Here is a 14,995-nt window from a genome sequence, read left to right as displayed (position 1 = left end):
CCCCTGGGTCGCCATGTACCACTCCGTGGGCGACTGTTCCGACGATCCGTACCGCATCACCGTCACCCCCGAGCGCCTGGAGAGACAGCTGGGCTGGCTGCGCCGGCGGGGGCTGCGCGGGGTGTCGGTCGCCGAACTGCTCGCCGCCCGGGCCCGCGGCGAGGGGCGCCGGCTGGTGGGGCTGACCTTCGACGACGGGTACGCCGACTTCCTCGACCACGCGCTGCCCGTCCTCGACCGCTGGGGCTGCGGCGCCACCCTCTTCGTGCTGCCGGGGCGGCTCGGCGGCGACAACGCCTGGGACCCGCTGGGCCCGCGCAAGCCGCTGCTCACCGCCGACGGCATCCGGCGGGCGGCCAGGGGCGGTGTGGAGATCGGTTCGCACGGGCTCACCCACGTCGACCTGACGAAGGCCGACGAGACGACCTTGCGGGCCGAGGTAGCCGACAGCCGGGCGCAGTTGGAGGAGCTGGTCCAGGCCCCCGTCGGCGGCTTCTGCTACCCCTACGGCACCGTCGACCAGCGGGCCGTCGACGCCGTACGGGACGCCGGGTACGGGTACGCCTGCGCCATCGACCCCGGGCCGCTGAACGGGCCGCACGCCCTGCCCCGCGTGCACGTCGGGCAGAACGACAACGCCCCGCGCCTCTTCCTGAAGTACCGGCTGCACCGGCTGCGCCGCCGTCCCGTCGAGGGGCTGTGAGATGAAGGCCCTCCACGTCATCACGGGCCTCGGGGTCGGCGGTGCGGAGCAGCAACTGCGGCTGCTGCTGCGGCACCTGCCGGTCTCCTGCGACGTCGTCACGCTCACCAACCCGGGGTCGGTCGCGGACGGGCTGGCCGCGGACGGGGTGCGGGTGGTCCACCTCGGGATGGCCGGGAACCGGGACCTGTCCGCGCTGCCGCGGCTAGTCCGGCTGATCCGCCGGGGCCGCTACGACCTCGTCCACACCCACCTCTACCGGGCCTGCCTCTACGGCCGGATCGCCGCGCGCCTCGCGGGGGTCCGGGCCGTCGTCGCCACCGAGCACTCGCTCGGCGACTCGCAGCTGGAGGGACGTGAACTGACCTCGGGGGTAAGGGCGTTGTACCTGGCCGGTGAGCGGCTCGGGCGGTCCACGGTGGCCGTCTCGCCGACCGTCGCCGAGCGGCTGCGCCGGTGGGGGGTGCCGGGGCCGCGGATCGAGGTCGTCCCCAACGGCATCGACATGGAGCGGTTCCGCTTCGACCCCGCCCGGCGGCAGCGCGTCCGCGACCGCCTCGGCATCCCGGGGGACGCGTGGGTCGTCGGTGCCGTCGGACGGCTCGCGCCCGGCAAACGGTTCGGCGTCCTGATCGAGGCTCTGGCCCGACTGCCCTCCGACTCGCGGCTGCTGCTGGTGGGCGGCGGCCCGGAGGAGGACGCACTGCGGCGCACCGCCCGGGACGCCGGGGTCGCCGACCGGGTGCTGTTCGCCGGTGAGCGGCCCTACGCCTCAGACAGCGACCAGGACCCCGACCTGCCCGCCCTCACCGCCGCCATGGACGTGTTCGCCTCACCCTGCACCGAGGAGGCGTTCGGGCTCGCGGTCGTCGAGGCGCTGGCCGCCGGGCTGCCCGTGCTCTACAGCTCCTGCCCGGCGATCGAGGACCTGCCGCCCGCCGCCGCCCCGGGCGCCCGCCGCGTCGAGGGCGGTGCGGACGCCTACGCCGGGGCGCTGGCCGCCGCCCGCGCCGCCGGACCCGGCCCGCGCGGCGCACCGGACGCCGCCCGTCACTACTGCATCACCCGCAGCGCCGCCCAGCTCATGGACGTCTACGCGGCCGCACTCGCCACCACACCCCAGGGAGCCAGTACGCCATGACCGAGAACCCCATCCGAGCGCCGCGCCCGTTCGCCCGCGCGGTCCCGCCCTGGTCGCTGCTGGCGGCCGGGGTCATCGCGGGCGGGCTGCTGGGCGGCGCCTACGGCGTGCTGACGCCGCGCAGCTACTCGGCGACCAGCTATGTCGTCGCCGTGCCCGCCGACAAGACCGACACCGCCTCCGCGCAGGGGTTCGCGCAGGCCTACGGCCGGGTCGCCACCCAGCTCGCGGTGCTCGACGACGCGCAGATGTGGGCCGGGGTACCGGTGAGGACGCTGCAGAACAGCGTGCAGACGGAGACCTCGCCGGACGCGCCGATGATCGCCGTCTCGGCCACCTCGCCGCACGCCCTCCAGGCCACCGACATGGCGAACGCGGTGGCCCGCTCGCTCATCCGGCACGCCAACGAAACCAAGGGCGACACGAACGTCGAACTCCTCCAGTTCTCCCGGGCGTTGAAGCCGGCCGCGCCCGCCTCGGCGTCCCCGAAGGTGACCGGTCTGGTGGGCGCGAGCGCGGGCGGGCTGCTGGGCGGCCTGGTGCTCCTTGTCCGCCCCCGGCGCCGCCCGGAAGACACTGCCGTGCAGGCCTCGGTGCCCGGTCCGGCCGTCGCCGCCGACGTACACGGACAGCTGTGACGACGACGGCCCACCCGACGCTGGCCGCGTACAGCACCGAACTCGTCACCGACGAGGCCGCCTTCGCCGGGCTGGCCCCGGCCTGGGGCCGCCTCTACCGGCGGTGCGGCACCGCCACCCCGTTCCAGAGCCACGCCTGGCTGCACTCCTGGTGGCGCTCGTACGGGATCCCCGGCCGGCTCCGCCTCGTCCTGGTGCGCTACGGCGGTGAACTGGTCGGTGCGGCCCCCTTGATGCTGGTGCACCGCCCGCTGCCCGCACTGGTACCGCTCGGCGGGGCGATCTCGGACTACGCGGACGTGCTGCTCGCCGACGCCGACGACGGCCGGGTGGCGGGCGCGCTCACCCGGGAGCTGGCGGAGGCGGCCCGGACGGCGCTGATCGACTTCCGCGAGGTGCGGCCCGGCGCCGCGGCGGAGCGGGTCTACGAGCGCTGGCACGGGCCGCGCCGGAAGGTGTCCGACTCACTGTGCCTGGAGCTGCCGGCCGTGTCGATGGACGAGCTGGTCGGCCGGCTGCCCTCGAACAAGGCCCAGCAGCGGGTCCGTGCCAAGCTGCGCAAGCTGGGCTCGCTCGGGGTGCGCCGGGACGCCGTACCGCCCGACGGGGTGGACGCGGCGCTGCGCCGCCTCCTCGATCTGCACCGGCTGCAGTGGCAGGGACGGAAGGTGACCACCGAGCACCTCCAGTCCCGGTTCCAGGAGCATCTGGTGCGCTCGGTGGGGCCGATGGTGCGGTCCGGGGACGCGGTGGTCACCGAGTTCCGGCTCGACGACGAGGTGGTCGCCGTCGACCTGACCCTGCTGTCGCCGAGCCTCGCCGGCGGCTACCTGTACGGGGCGCATCCCCGGCTGCGGGAGCGCAAGGCGGACGTCGCGGTGATGCTCCTGGACGCCTGCACCCAGCACACCGGTACCGGCGAGCGGGGCGCGCTGAGCCTGCTGCGCGGCGACGAGCCGTACAAACACCACTGGCGGCCCCGGCCGGTCGTCAACCAGCGGCTGCTGCTGGCCCGGCGGCGCACCGCCCCGCTGCTGACGGCGGCGCTGTGCGACGCCGCCGCCCGGCAGCGGATCAAGGAGGTGCGGTACCGATGGAAGGAACGCCGGCAGGACTAGGGGGTGCCCGGCGTGCGCGACCACCAGTCGAGGCGGATGCAGAGCTTCCCGCCGAGCCAGTACTCGACCCAGGCGCCCAGGTCCATCGGCGTGCAGTTGGCCGGGGGTGTGGCGCCCGGCTTCGGGCTCGCACTCGGGCTCGTGGCCGGAGCCGGGGCCGAGATGCCCGGCTTCGGAGTCGGGGTCGCGGTTGGGGTTGGGGGCACTGTCGGCGTCGGTGCCGGGGCGTCGGGGCGGCCGAAGAGGACCGCGCGGTAGACGTGTGCGGAGAGCGGGTTGGCCGAGCACTGCCAGACACCGTGCGGGCAGTAGTCGGTCAGTGTGTTGTACAGCGGCTTGTGCTCGTCCATCCACGCGAGCATCCGCCGCATGTACTCGGCGTTGTCACCGTTGCGGAAGAGACCCCATTCCGGATAGGAAATGGGTTTCCCGTGGGCCTTCGCGAAATCGACGTGCTGCTGAAGTCCGTAAGGCTCCCGCACCTGTTGGTCGAAGGAAAGTCCGGTCGGCTGGTCGTACGAATCCATACCGACGATGTCGACCGTGTCGTCCCCGGGATAACACTCCGTCCACGGTACGGCGTCGCGACCCCGGCTCGGCGTGAAGTCGAACCGGAATTTCTGGCCCGGCACCGCCCGCATGGTGGTGACGATCCTGTTCCAGTATTTCTTCCAGGCCTCCGGGTCCGGCCCGCAACGATGGGTGTAGGTAGTGCCGTTCATCTCCCAGCCGAGCACGATCACCGTGTCCGGCACCCTCAGGTCCACCAGCCGCTCGGCCAGGGCCCGGAAGTGGTGATCGAACTGCCCGGCCGCACCCTGTCGCAGCAGCGCGCGGACATCGTCGTCCCCGATGCCCTCCTCGTTGCGCTCCTGCATGGGCACGTTGAGGACGAGGGTCCGCTCGGCCCTCTCCCGTCGCCAGTGCGCCCAGACGTCCAGGAAACCGGGGGCGCCCTCGATGTCCGACCAGCGGTTGCCGGGCAGATACGTGTGCGCGACCTTGAGTTCGGTGCCGCCGAGCCAGCTGCTCAGCTGGGCCATGCGGGCGACGCCCAGCGGCCCGGAGTCGAGGAACGCCCCGAAGGCCGGGGGCGCCGCCATGGCCGGCACGGCGCCGCCCGGTCCGTGGGCGGCCGGGACCGGCAGCGGTGCCGCCGATGCCGGGACGGAGGTCGTGGGCATCGGAACGGCCGTCGCGGGCTTCGGGAGGCTCGCCGCCGGTGTCGGTGCCGGGACGCTCGCCGTGGGTCTCGGGACGGTGGTCGTCGGTGCCGGGACGGTCGTCGTCGGTGCCGGGACGTTCGTCGTGGGTCTCGGGACGTTCGTCGTGGGTGTCGGAGCCGGTGGGTCCGTGACCCGCGCCGCCCCCGCACCCGCGGCGAATCCCGGACCGGTCGCCAGGGTCGCCGAGGCGACGACGACGGCCGCCGTGACCACGACCGGCCGGTACCACCGGGACCTCGGCCGCTTTCGCTGCTGTGGGGCCATGCCTGCTCCTTTCTCCACCAGTTCTCGTCCGTTTGCAGAATCCCTGAGGAAGTGCCAGCTACTGACACTCAGTCATATCAATATGAATTCCGCCAGTGCGGTTGCGGCTTTCGGGTGCCCCGAACGCCCGCACGGGTGAACCGACGCAAAGGAAAAGGTCCGTGTCGCTGCTAGACATCCGGGTCCCCGCGGTTCTGCTGCGGATCGACCGGAATCCCTTTCACCACGGCACCTTGGGGGCCGTGCGTTCGCTCGGCAGAGCCGGGGTGGACGTCCATGTGGTCGCCGACTCCGACGGAAGTCCGGTCCGCAAGTCCCGTTTCGTACGGCAGCTGCATCCGCCGCCGGCGCCGGGCGCGTCGCCCGCCGAGATCGTGGCCGTGCTGCGGCGGGTGGCGACACGGATCGCCCGCCCGGCGGTACTGATCCCGATGGACGACGCGAGCGCCATCGCGGCCGGCCGGCTCCGCGAGGACCTCACGCCCGCCTACCTGCTCCCGCAGCAGCCCGGCGCCCTGCCCGAACGTGTCGCCGACAAGGCCGAGCTGGCCGAGGTGTGCGCGGCGGCCGGGATCCCGCACCCGGTGACCCTGGTCCCGGACAGCGCCGAACAGGCCGCCGCCGCCACCCGGCGGCTCGGGCTGCCGGTGATCGCCAAGTGGAGTCGGCCCTGGCTGCTGCCGACCGGGTCCGGGCTGCGCAGCACGGTCGTGGTGCGCTCGGCGCAGGAGGCACGGGAGCTGTTCCTGCGCGGCGGGGAGGCGGGCAGCGCGCTGCTGCTCCAGGAGTTCCTGCCGCCGGGCCCGGACCGCGACTGGTTCTTCCACGGCTACGCCGACCGCACCGGGACGGTGCGCGCGGGCGGCCCCGGCCGCAAGCAGCGGGCCTGGCCGCGCGGCGCCGGACTGACCGCGGTCGGCCTGTGGACACCCAATCCGCAGGTCCAGGGACTGGCCGAGCGGATCACCGGCGAGCTGGGCTTCCGGGGCATCTTCGACCTGGACTTCCGGCGCTGCGGCACCACGGGCCGCTACCACCTCCTCGACTTCAACCCCCGTCCGGGCGCCCAGTTCCGGCTCTTCACGGACAGCGCGGGCCTGGACGTCGTACGCGCGCTGCACCTGGACCTGACCCACCGTCCGCTGCCGGACGGGGCGCCGCTGGCCGGTCGGGCCTTCGTGGTGGAGAACTACGCGCCGCTGAGCGCGCTGCGCCCGGCCCCGCGCGGGCGGGAGCTGGCCTGGTCCGCGCCGGACGACCGCGGGCCGGGCCTCGCGATGTGGGCGCTGTGGTGCCGGCACGTGGCGGGCCGGCTCCTCGACCGGCTGCACGACGGCGGTGCCGTGCAGGTATCGCCCCCGCACTCCCCCGTGCCCGCCGCCCGGGGCGAGGAACTCACCGGTGTGGCCGGTGTGCCCGCCGCACCCGGAGCACCCGGAGCCTCCGGCCTCCCCGGCCTCTCCGGTCAGCCCGACCGGTCCGACCGGTCCGACGACGAGAAAGCGAGCAGCTGCTGATGTACGACCTGCTGGTGGTGGGCGCGGGCCCGTACGGCCTGTCCATCGCGTCCCACGCCGCGGCGGCGGGCCTGAACGTGCGGGTCTTCGGCCGCCCGATGGCCTCCTGGCGGGACAACATGCCCCGCGGGATGTTCCTCAAGTCCGAGCCCTGGGCCTCCAACCTCTCCGACCCCGAGGCGCGTTGGCGGCTGGACGTCTACTGCGCGGGCCGCGGTGTGGAGGCCCGGCACGGGGAGCCGATCCCGCTGGACATGTTCGCCGAGTACGGCCTGTGGTTCGCCCGCAACGCCGCCCCGCCCGTCGACGAACGCATGATCACCCGCGTCGCGCCGGGCGCCGGCGGCTTCGAGGCGACGACGGCGGACGGCGAGGTCCTGCGCGGCCGGACGGTCGCCCTCGCCGTCGGGGTGCTGCCGTTCGTCGAGATCCCCGCCGCCCTGCGCGGCCTCTCCCCCGACCAGGTCTCGCACAGCAGCCACCACGCCGACCTCGACCGCTTCCGGGGCCGGGACGTCACGGTGATCGGCGGCGGTCAGGCGGCCCTGGAGACGGCCGCGCTCCTCGCCGACCTGGACAGCCGGGTACGGGTGCTGGTGCGCGCGGACCAGCTGTTCTGGAACGACGTGCCGCCGCCCTGGCAGCGCCCCTGGTGGCAGTCGGTCCGCTCCCCGCACAGCGGTCTCGGCCCCGGCTGGCGCAACTGGTTCTACTCGGAGCGGCCGGGCCTGTACCGGCGGCTCGCGGAGCCGACCCGGGCGCGGATCGCGGCGACCGCGCTCGGTCCGGCCGGTGCCTGGTGGGTGCGGGAGCGGGTGGAGGCCGGGGTGGAGGTGCTGCTCGACCGGGAGGTGACGGCGGCCCGGGCGACGGCGGACGGGGTACGCCTGGACATGGCGGGCGCCGGGGGCCGCACGGCCACCCTGGAGACCGAGCACGTCATCGCCGCCACGGGGTTCCGGGCGACCCGGGACCGGCTCGGGCTGCTCGCCGGCGAGCTGCGCTCGACGCTGGTGACGGCGGCCGACGGGGCACCGGAGGTGGGCCGGGACTTCGAGTCCTCGTACCCCGGGCTGTTCCTGGCCGGTCTGATCACGGCCGCGGGCTTCGGTCCGGCGATGCGCTTCGTGCACGGCGCCGGCTTCACCGCGGGCACGCTGGTGCGCGGGGTACGGCGGCGGCTGCGCTCCGGGCCGGCCGGCTGGGGCATCCCGGCGGGGCGCCGGGAGTCGGCGGCACCGGACCCGGTCCGCAGCTGACGGAACGGAGGGGTGCCGGGCGTTCGCGGCGTCCGGCACCCGCCTCCGCTACGACCGACGGGAGCCGGTCCGACCGCGCCGGTAGAGGATCGTCCCACCCGCGATCAGCACGGCACTGGCCGCCGAGGTGGCGACCATCGCCTCGGCACCGGTGTGCGCCAGGGCGGGCGGCGCCCAGTGGTGCTGACCACCGGCGGGCGGAGTGGCCTGACCGGGCGGAGCCGACTGACTGGGCGGACCCGACTGGCCGGGCGGCGTCGAGTGCCCCGGCGGGGTGGACTGCTGGGGAGGGGTCGACTGACTCGGAGGAGTCGAGTGCTCCGGCGGAGTCGGCTGACTCGGAGGAGTCGAGTGCTCCGGCGGAGTCGGCTGACTCGGAGGAGTCGAGTGCTCCGGCGGAGTCGCCTCACCCGGGGGCGTCGAGTGACTCGGAGGTGTCGAGTGGCCCGGAGGCGACGAGTGGCCCGGTGGGGACGAGTGGCCCGGTGGAGTCTCATGGCAGGGGGGCGAGTTGTCGCCTCCGTGCGCGGGCGGAGTCTCGTGGCCGTAGGACGGCGGAGCCTCGTGGCCGTACCCGGGCGGGGTCGTCCGGCCGTAGGGCTGGGGGGTCTCGCGGGGGCCGGGTGGGGTGGAGGTGCCGTAACCCGGGGTGTCGTAGCCCGAGTTGCCGTAACCCGTGTTTCCGTAACCGGTGTCCCCGTAACCGGCGTTGCCGTAGGGCGAGTCTCCGTGGTCCAGGTCTCCGTAGGCCGAGTCGCCGTACGGTGTCCCGTGGGTGCGGGCGTGCTTTCCCGGAGGGGACACGTTCGCACAGGAGTTGCCGAAGGCCGGGTTCAACGCGGCTGCGGCGTCGACCGAGTTGCCGCAGATGTTGACCGGCACGTTCACCGGGGCCTGGACGTTGTTGCCGGACAGGACACCCGGCGAGCCTCCCGCGGCCCCGGTCGCGTCCGTCTCGGCGAACGCGGGAGTGCCGTACATGGACAGAATGCTCGTCGCAGCGGCGGCCACGACCATTCCCCTGCTGAGGGTCTGTCGCAATCTCGTTGTCTTCCTGCTTGAAGAAGTGGGAAAGCCGGCCTCGGAACGCGGATGCGAAGGATCGCCGGTCCGAGGCCGGCCGTGACGCAGCCGGTGGGGCTTGTGCGCTGCGTGGTGTCGTCAGTCGTTGACGCAGGTGTTGCCGAACGTCGGGTTCAGCGCCGCGATGAGGTTGAGGCTGTTGCCGCAGACGTTGATCGGGATGTGGATCGGGACCTGGATCACGTTGCCCGAGAGGACACCCGGGGAGCCGATGGCGGCACCGTGGGCACCGGAGTCCGCGAAGGCCGGGGCGGCGCCGCCCAGGGCCAGGATCGCGCCGGCGATGACAGCAGCGGTCTTCTTCATGAGCTTTCCCTTCTCTGCGGTCATGCCCGTGTGACGGCCGAAACCGAGCGAGCACAGCATGGACGGCTCGCACCATGACCGGCAGGCTGTAGAACGAGGAATAGACGGCGAGGAAACTACGGAACGCGTGCCGTCCGGTAATTCACTCGATCGCCCTCACGGAATTGACGCAACAGAGGGGAAACGGTTCTTCTAAAAGGCGTCGCCGGAGGGGCAGCGGGAATTGCGACGAAAGCCGCCCGGGCGACGGCGCATGAGCACACGCCGTCGCCCGGGCAGACCTCACGAGGCCGGGATCACTGGTTGGCGATGCCGTTCGCGGAGAGAACCGCGATGTCGTCCACCAGGTGCGACAGCGGCTCGTCACCCTTGGCCTGGGTGGAGTTCTCGGCGCACTGCTGGTTCTGTGCCGCGGAGAGGATCGGCACGTCCTGCAGGACCCCGACGGAGGCGAGGACGGAGGCCACGCTCTGGACGTTCGCCGTCGCGGGCAGACCGACGCAGAGCTTGTTCAGCGAGCCGCCGACCAGGGTGGCCTGCGGGCTCATGTTGCCCTTGGTCACCGCGTTGCCGAACGCCTCGTGGGCGCCGTTGCCACTCGCGGAGGTGGTGCCGTTGTCATTGCCGGTGGCAAGCGCCTGGGGAGTGGCCGCCGCCGACACACCTACGACGGCCGCGGCGACCGCCGCCGCGGCCATTGCCTTCTTCAGCATTTCGCTTTTCCTTTCCCGGCTTTACGCCAAGACGGACGTTCCTGCCCGGCATCAACCGCCCCCATCCGGAATGGTTGCGGCACGGGCGCAGTACGTCACCCGATCGGACCGGCGGTTCGGCCGGAATTCCCCGTGAACACCGGGCAGGCGACGGAATCGAGGCTTGCCGGGCCGTGGGCCATTGGGGTGAAGGGGAGCAACCAACCGGATCACAGGCAGTTGACCAGAGCGCTCCGGTGGACGGGGTGTCCTCAGAAGGGAATTGACAAGTGATCAAGAAGATTCTGGCCTCCGCCGCTGTCGCAGCCTCCTTCGTCGGTGTCTCGGCCGCGGCCGCAACGCCGGCCCTGGCCACCGGTAACGACCACGGCACCACCTCCGCGAGTGGCAACGGCGCCTTCCAGTCGTTCGGCAACTCCGCCACCTACGGCAACATGAGCCCTCAGATGGCGCTCATCCAGGGCTCCTTCAACAAGCCGTGCATCGCCCTCCCCGCGAAGCTGAACCTCCAGAGCGTGGCCGCCGTCGGCGCCGCTGTCGGCGTGCTGCAGGACGTGCCGATCCTCTCCGCGCCGCAGAACCAGCAGTGCGTCGAGAACTCCACCCAGGCCAAGGGCGACGAGCCGCTGTCGCACATCCTGGACGACATCGCGATCCTGGCCGCGAACGGCGCCAAGAACCGGTAGTCAGGGCGCACCCCGAACACCTCCCAAGGACCCTCGGCCGACGGGCCGCCGACTTCCCGGCGGCCCGTCGGCCTGTGAGGCGCCATCCCTCGGTTACGGGCGACCGGGGCGTTTGTCGAGTTATCGGACTGAGCTACTCCAATCGGGGCAAAGGACGCAACCCCGGCAGGTCCACAACCGTTGATGATCACGCAGCTCCTCCCCGGAGTCCGCCTTTTCGAAGGGAACAAACATGAAGAAGCTGTGGGCAACCGCGGCTGTCGCCGCCACCGTTGCCGGTCTCGCCGTCACGGCTGCCCCGCAGGCCCTGGCGACCGGCAACGACCACGGCACCACCTCGGCCAGCGGCAACGGCGCCAAGTCCGAGTTCGGTAACTCGGCCACGTTCGGTGACCAGAGCCCGCAGCTCTCGCTGGTCCAGGGCACGCTGAACAAGCCGTGCATCGCCCTGCCGGTCAAGGCCAACATCCAGAGCGTGGTCGCCGGCGCCGCCGCCGTCGGCGTGCTGCAGGACGTGCCGATCCTCTCCGCGCCGCAGAACCAGCAGTGCGTCGAGAACTCCACCCAGGCCAAGGGCGACGAGCCGCTGTCGCACATCCTGGACGACATCGCGGTCCTCTCGGCGAACGGCGTCGGCAACAAGTAGTCCGAACGCTCCGCGGGCGGCGGGTCACCGGTCTTCCGGTGACCCGCCGCCTTCGTCGTGCTCCGTGCGGCTACTTGCGGCTACTTGCGGTAGAGCGCCTCGATCTCGGCCGCGAAGCGGGCCGTGACCGCGTGCCGCTTGACCTTGAGGGACGGCGTGAGCAGCCCGTTGTCCTCGGTGAACTCGCCCTCGACCAGGGCGAAGGCGCGGATCGACTCGGCCCGCGAGACGGCCTGGTTGGCGTGGTCGACCGCCTTCTGCACCTCGGCCCGCATCCGGTCGTCGCGCACCAGCTCGGCGAGCGGGGTGTCCCGCGGCAGCCTCCGCACGGACAGCCAGTGCGCGACCGCCTCGGGGTCCAGGGTGACCAGGGCGGCGACGAACGGCCGGTTGTCGCCGACGACCAGGCACTGGCCGACCGGCGACCGGCTGCGCAGCCGGTCCTCCAGGACGGCCGGGGAGACGTTCTTGCCGCCGGAGGTGACCAGGATGTCCTTCTTGCGGCCGGTGATGGTGAGATAGCCGTCCGCGTCGAGCGCGCCGAGGTCACCGGTCTCGAACCAGCCGTCGTCCGGCAGTACTTCGGCGGTCGCGGCCGGGTTGTTCCAGTACGCCCCGAACACCACCGGCCCCTTGATCAGTACCCCGCCGTCGTCGGCGATCCGGACCGCCGTCCCCGGGATGGGCTGCCCGACCGTGCCGGGGCGGGGCGCCAGCGGCGGCACGATGGTGGCGGCCGCGCTGGTCTCGGTCAGGCCGTAGCCCTCGTAGACGACGATCCCGGCCGCGTGGAAGAACAGGTTGAGGTCGCGGTCGAGCGGTGAGCCGCCGCTGACGGCGTACCGCATCCGGCCGCCGAGCTCCTTGCGGATCCGGCGGTAGACCAGCAGGTCGTACAGCGCCCAGGCGGCGTACAGGCCGGGCCCGGGGCCCTTCCCCGTGCCGAGGAACCTGTTCAGGTAGGCCTCGGCGAAGCGCACGCCGATCCGTTCCGCCCGGTCGAAGGAGGCGGCCCTGCCGATCTTCTCGGCCGTCGCCCGCCCGGTGTCGTGGATCTTCTCGAAGAGGTACGGCACCCCGACCAGGAAGGTCGGCCGGAACTCCCGGAGCACGGGCCGGAGTTCGTCCGGCTTCACGCTCGGGAAGTGGCCCATCTCGATCCGGCCCAGGAGGCAGGCGATCTGGAGCGTACGGCCCAGGATGTGGGCGAGCGGCAGGAACAGCAGGGTGGAGGCCGTCTGGCCGGTCACCGCCTGGAAGACGGGGTGCAGCAGCTCGACCGTGTTGGCGGCCTCGGCGTGCAGGTTGGCGTGGGTGAGGACGCAGCCCTTGGGGCGGCCGGTGGTGCCGGAGGTGTAGCAGACCGTGGCGACGGCGTCGGGGGTGAGGGTGCCACGGCGCTTGGTGACCTCCTCGTCCGGGATCTCCTGGCCGAGGAGGGTGAGGTCGGTGAGCGCGTCACCGTCGAGTTCCCAGATGCGCGGGGGATGGGGGTGAGCGGCCGTGCCGGTGGTGACGGTCGCCGTGTTCTCCGGGGTCTCGGTGACGACGTGCCGGGCGCCGGAGTCCCGGACGATCCACTCCACCTGGTCGGCGGAGGAGGTGGGGTAGACCGGGACGGTCACACCGCCGGCCGCCCAGATGGCGAAGTCGACGACCGTCCACTCGTAGCGGGTGCGGGACATGACGGCGACGCGGTCGCCTGCGGCGAGGCCGGCGGCGATCAGCCCCTTCGCCACGGAGGTCACTTCGGCGGCGAACGCGGCTGCCGTAACCGTGCTGTCGCTGCGGCGGATCGCCGTGGCGTGGGGTTCCTCCGCCGCGTTCGTGTAGGGGAGGTCGGCGAGGGAGCCGGTGGTGAGCGGGGCGGCGAGGGGCGGGCGGCGCGCCTCCCGCACGACCCCGGCCTCGTCCCTGATGACTTCGACCTTGCCCCGGTCGGCCAAGTCAGTGCGCTGACGTGCTCGTTTGAGGTCGCTGCGTACGCTCATGGGGCGTCAACTTACTCGTAAGTAAGGGGAGGTCAATGGGTTCGGACGGTTGAGTTTCGGGTGGCGGTGGGTGGGGGCTGGTCGCGCCCACGCGGCGGAGCCGCATAGTGATACAGCCCCGCGCCCCTGACGGGGCGCTTCAGTCACCGGCACTTGAAGAGCTCGCCTCCCGAATGGCCGTCGCCAGGTCGGCTACGTCCTTGTCCTCGGTCACCCTTGCCAGAGTTGTTGCCCGGGACTGGAGTTTCGTCAGGCTCGGTGCGCCCGGGATGTTGTAGTCGCCCCCTGCCAGCGCGTCCGCGAAGTAGGCGGCCACCGCTGTCACTTGGAAGCGGGGCGATGCCGTCCAGACCGAGCCGTGCAAGGCGTTGGTCTCCATCGAGCCCGTGTTTTCGTGCGGGGTGCGGGTGTCGGGGTCCAGCCAGCGGACCGTGGCGGTGGCGAGGTGGCCGTCGGAGCCGGGCCTGGTGCGGACCGCGTAGAGGGCGGTCACCGTGTGGCCGGGGCCCACCTCGCCGCCGTCCACCGCGTCGTTGCGGAAGTCCTGGTCGGCGACCTTGCGGTCCTGGTAGCCGATCAGGCGGAAGTCGGCGACCGTGTGCGGGTCGAAGGCCACCTGGGCCTTGGCGTCGCGGGCCACCAGGTCGATGTTCTGCGGGAGCTGGCGGCAGAAGACGTCGTCGGCGGTCGCGGTGTCGGCGACGTACACGGTGTGGCCGTCGCCCTTGTCGGCGAGGCGTTCCATGAGGGCGTCGCCGTAGTCGCTGCCCACCCCGACGCCGAACAGGGTGATGCCGTACTCGCGGCGGTCGCCGTCGATGCGCTCGAGGATGGCGTTCGGGTCGGTCTCGCCGTCGTTGGCGAGGGCGTCGGAGATGAGGACGACGCGGTTGGTGGCGTTCCTGCGCAGGCCCTCGACGGCGGTGGCGTAGCCGGTCTCGACGCCCTCGCCGAGGTTGGTGGAGGAGAGGGCTTCGAGGCCGTCGACGGCGTCGTGGATCTCGGCGCGGTGGCCGCCGAGGCGGGTCATCGGCAGGACGGTCTCGGCGTGTTCGCTGAAGGTGACGAGGGCGACCGAGTCGTCGTCGCGCAGCCGGTCGGTCATCGTGTCCAGGGACTTCTTGGCGAGGTCGAGGCGGCCGGGTTCGCCCATGGAGCCGGACGTGTCGATGACGAAGGTCAGGGCGGCCGGCGGGCGGGTGTCCGTGTCGTCGGCGGGGCGGGTGGTGAGGCCGACGCGGACCAGGGACCAGTCGGGGTCGCTGGTGCGGGCGCCGTCGACGGTGACCGTGAAGCCGTTGTGCTCGGGGGTTCGGTAGTCCTGGCGGAAGCTGTTGACGAACTCCTCGGGCCTGATGGTCGAGGGGTCGGGGCGGCCGCCGTCGGCGAGGGTGCGGCGGGCGTAGCCGTAGGAGGCGGTGTCGACGTCCAGGGCGAAGGTGGAGAGGTGGTCGTCGGAGGCGGGGGCGGAGGCGGTGGGGGTGGCTTCGGCGGAGTCGTAGCCCCGCGCGGAGGAGGGGGCGGGGGCCGGGCCGCGGGTGTGGTCCGGGCCGTTGTAGTGGGTGCCGCCGTCGGCCGCGCAGCCCGCCAGGAGCAGGGCGCCGGCCGTGGTGACGGCGAGCAGCGCTCCGCACGTTCCTCGTCGTGTCCGGTGTCGGTCCATCGCGTGTGCCCCCTGTGCCGGTCGGAGTCGACTTCCTGACT

Annotated in this window: 14 protein-coding genes; 8 read left to right on the top strand and 6 right to left on the bottom strand. The window is 72.6% G+C overall.

The annotated features are described in order from the left end of the window. The first annotated feature begins 13 nt into the window (after window positions 1-13). Genes ABZ887_RS16555 through ABZ887_RS16540 form a run of 4 tightly spaced genes read left to right on the top strand, consistent with a single transcriptional unit; the run spans window position 14 to window position 3,600 of the window. On the top strand, window positions 14-703 hold the full coding sequence (locus ABZ887_RS16555) for a polysaccharide deacetylase family protein (protein WP_361289323.1): 690 nt from the start codon (window positions 14-16) through the stop codon (window positions 701-703). A gap of 1 nt (window position 704) precedes the next feature. Beyond that, entirely contained in the window at window positions 705-1,844 is a 1,140-nt protein-coding gene (locus ABZ887_RS16550; protein WP_361289133.1) for a glycosyltransferase, read from the top strand. Next, on the top strand, window positions 1,841-2,482 hold the full coding sequence (locus tag ABZ887_RS16545; RefSeq protein WP_361289130.1) for a lipopolysaccharide biosynthesis protein: 642 nt from the start codon (window positions 1,841-1,843) through the stop codon (window positions 2,480-2,482). Before ABZ887_RS16550 ends, ABZ887_RS16545 begins: the two co-directional genes overlap by 4 nt. Beyond that, a complete protein-coding gene (locus tag ABZ887_RS16540; protein ID WP_361289127.1) occupies window positions 2,479-3,600 on the top strand; it encodes a GNAT family N-acetyltransferase in 1,122 nt (373 codons plus the stop codon). The genes ABZ887_RS16545 and ABZ887_RS16540 overlap by 4 nt, the downstream gene beginning before the upstream one ends. On the opposite strand, the gene ABZ887_RS16535 is transcribed toward ABZ887_RS16540, so the two are convergent. Further along, entirely contained in the window at window positions 3,597-5,090 is a 1,494-nt protein-coding gene (locus tag ABZ887_RS16535) for a glycosyl hydrolase (RefSeq protein ID WP_361289124.1), read from the bottom strand. The two genes, ABZ887_RS16540 and ABZ887_RS16535, sit on opposite strands and share 4 nt — an antisense overlap. 161 nt (window positions 5,091-5,251) lie before the next feature. Here ABZ887_RS16535 and ABZ887_RS16530 point away from each other — a divergent pair, with 161 nt between their 5' ends. Next, window positions 5,252-6,607 carry an ATP-grasp domain-containing protein gene (locus tag ABZ887_RS16530; protein WP_361289121.1) on the top strand — a complete coding sequence of 452 codons (1,356 nt, stop codon included), beginning with the start codon at window positions 5,252-5,254 and terminating at the stop codon, window positions 6,605-6,607. Continuing rightward, window positions 6,607-7,866 (top strand): FAD-dependent oxidoreductase, encoded by a 1,260-nt coding sequence (locus ABZ887_RS16525; protein ID WP_361289118.1) that lies wholly within the window; start codon window positions 6,607-6,609, stop codon window positions 7,864-7,866. Before ABZ887_RS16530 ends, ABZ887_RS16525 begins: the two co-directional genes overlap by 1 nt. Before the next feature lie 48 nt (window positions 7,867-7,914). Here ABZ887_RS16525 and ABZ887_RS16520 read toward each other — a convergent pair whose 3' ends face one another. From ABZ887_RS16520 to ABZ887_RS16510, 3 genes are all read right to left on the bottom strand, one after another. Further along, on the bottom strand, window positions 7,915-8,847 hold the full coding sequence (locus ABZ887_RS16520; protein ID WP_361289115.1) for a chaplin family protein: 933 nt from the start codon (window positions 8,845-8,847) through the stop codon (window positions 7,915-7,917). A 180-nt stretch (window positions 8,848-9,027) separates the two neighbouring features. Then, complete coding sequence (locus ABZ887_RS16515; RefSeq protein WP_361289112.1) at window positions 9,028-9,255, bottom strand: chaplin; 228 nt, start codon at window positions 9,253-9,255, stop codon at window positions 9,028-9,030. A 296-nt stretch (window positions 9,256-9,551) separates the two neighbouring features. Next, window positions 9,552-9,968 carry a rodlin gene (locus ABZ887_RS16510; RefSeq protein ID WP_361289109.1) on the bottom strand — a complete coding sequence of 139 codons (417 nt, stop codon included), beginning with the start codon at window positions 9,966-9,968 and terminating at the stop codon, window positions 9,552-9,554. A gap of 269 nt (window positions 9,969-10,237) precedes the next feature. Between ABZ887_RS16510 and ABZ887_RS16505 the strand changes: the two genes are divergently transcribed. Both ABZ887_RS16505 and ABZ887_RS16500 read left to right on the top strand, forming a co-directional pair. Then, window positions 10,238-10,654, top strand: a complete 417-nt coding sequence (locus ABZ887_RS16505) for a rodlin (protein ID WP_361289106.1) — start codon at window positions 10,238-10,240, stop codon at window positions 10,652-10,654. Window positions 10,655-10,886: 232 nt separating this feature from the next. Further along, window positions 10,887-11,300 (top strand): rodlin, encoded by a 414-nt coding sequence (locus tag ABZ887_RS16500; RefSeq protein WP_361289103.1) that lies wholly within the window; start codon window positions 10,887-10,889, stop codon window positions 11,298-11,300. 80 nt (window positions 11,301-11,380) lie between these two features. On the opposite strand, the gene ABZ887_RS16495 is transcribed toward ABZ887_RS16500, so the two are convergent. Together ABZ887_RS16495 and ABZ887_RS16490 are read right to left on the bottom strand one after the other, a co-directional pair. Continuing rightward, window positions 11,381-13,291 (bottom strand): AMP-binding protein, encoded by a 1,911-nt coding sequence (locus tag ABZ887_RS16495; RefSeq protein ID WP_361289100.1) that lies wholly within the window; start codon window positions 13,289-13,291, stop codon window positions 11,381-11,383. Window positions 13,292-13,430: 139 nt separating this feature from the next. Beyond that, the gene (locus ABZ887_RS16490; RefSeq protein ID WP_361289097.1) at window positions 13,431-14,954 is read right to left on the bottom strand and encodes a von Willebrand factor type A domain-containing protein; all 1,524 of its coding nucleotides are present in this window, start codon (window positions 14,952-14,954) and stop codon (window positions 13,431-13,433) included. Window positions 14,955-14,995 lie beyond the last annotated feature (41 nt).

The sequence above is a fragment of the Streptomyces sp. NPDC047061 genome, assembly GCF_040643955.1.
In the GTDB taxonomy this organism is placed as follows: domain Bacteria; phylum Actinomycetota; class Actinomycetes; order Streptomycetales; family Streptomycetaceae; genus Streptomyces.
The sequence above is the reverse complement of the archived record's forward strand: the minus strand, read 5'-3'. Positions and strand labels throughout refer to the sequence as shown.

Coding starts and splice junctions, on each gene's coding strand:
- ABZ887_RS16550 (WP_361289133.1), top strand. CDS start 705: ATGAAGGCCCTCCACGTCATCACGGGCCTCGGGGTCGGCGGTGCGGAG.
- ABZ887_RS16510 (WP_361289109.1), bottom strand. CDS start 9,968: ATGCTGAAGAAGGCAATGGCCGCGGCGGCGGTCGCCGCGGCCGTCGTA.
- ABZ887_RS16535 (WP_361289124.1), bottom strand. CDS start 5,090: ATGGCCCCACAGCAGCGAAAGCGGCCGAGGTCCCGGTGGTACCGGCCG.
- ABZ887_RS16495 (WP_361289100.1), bottom strand. CDS start 13,291: ATGAGCGTACGCAGCGACCTCAAACGAGCACGTCAGCGCACTGACTTG.
- ABZ887_RS16555 (WP_361289323.1), top strand. CDS start 14: ATGTACCACTCCGTGGGCGACTGTTCCGACGATCCGTACCGCATCACC.
- ABZ887_RS16520 (WP_361289115.1), bottom strand. CDS start 8,847: ATGTACGGCACTCCCGCGTTCGCCGAGACGGACGCGACCGGGGCCGCG.
- ABZ887_RS16545 (WP_361289130.1), top strand. CDS start 1,841: ATGACCGAGAACCCCATCCGAGCGCCGCGCCCGTTCGCCCGCGCGGTC.
- ABZ887_RS16500 (WP_361289103.1), top strand. CDS start 10,887: ATGAAGAAGCTGTGGGCAACCGCGGCTGTCGCCGCCACCGTTGCCGGT.
- ABZ887_RS16525 (WP_361289118.1), top strand. CDS start 6,607: ATGTACGACCTGCTGGTGGTGGGCGCGGGCCCGTACGGCCTGTCCATC.
- ABZ887_RS16515 (WP_361289112.1), bottom strand. CDS start 9,255: ATGAAGAAGACCGCTGCTGTCATCGCCGGCGCGATCCTGGCCCTGGGC.
- ABZ887_RS16490 (WP_361289097.1), bottom strand. CDS start 14,954: ATGGACCGACACCGGACACGACGAGGAACGTGCGGAGCGCTGCTCGCC.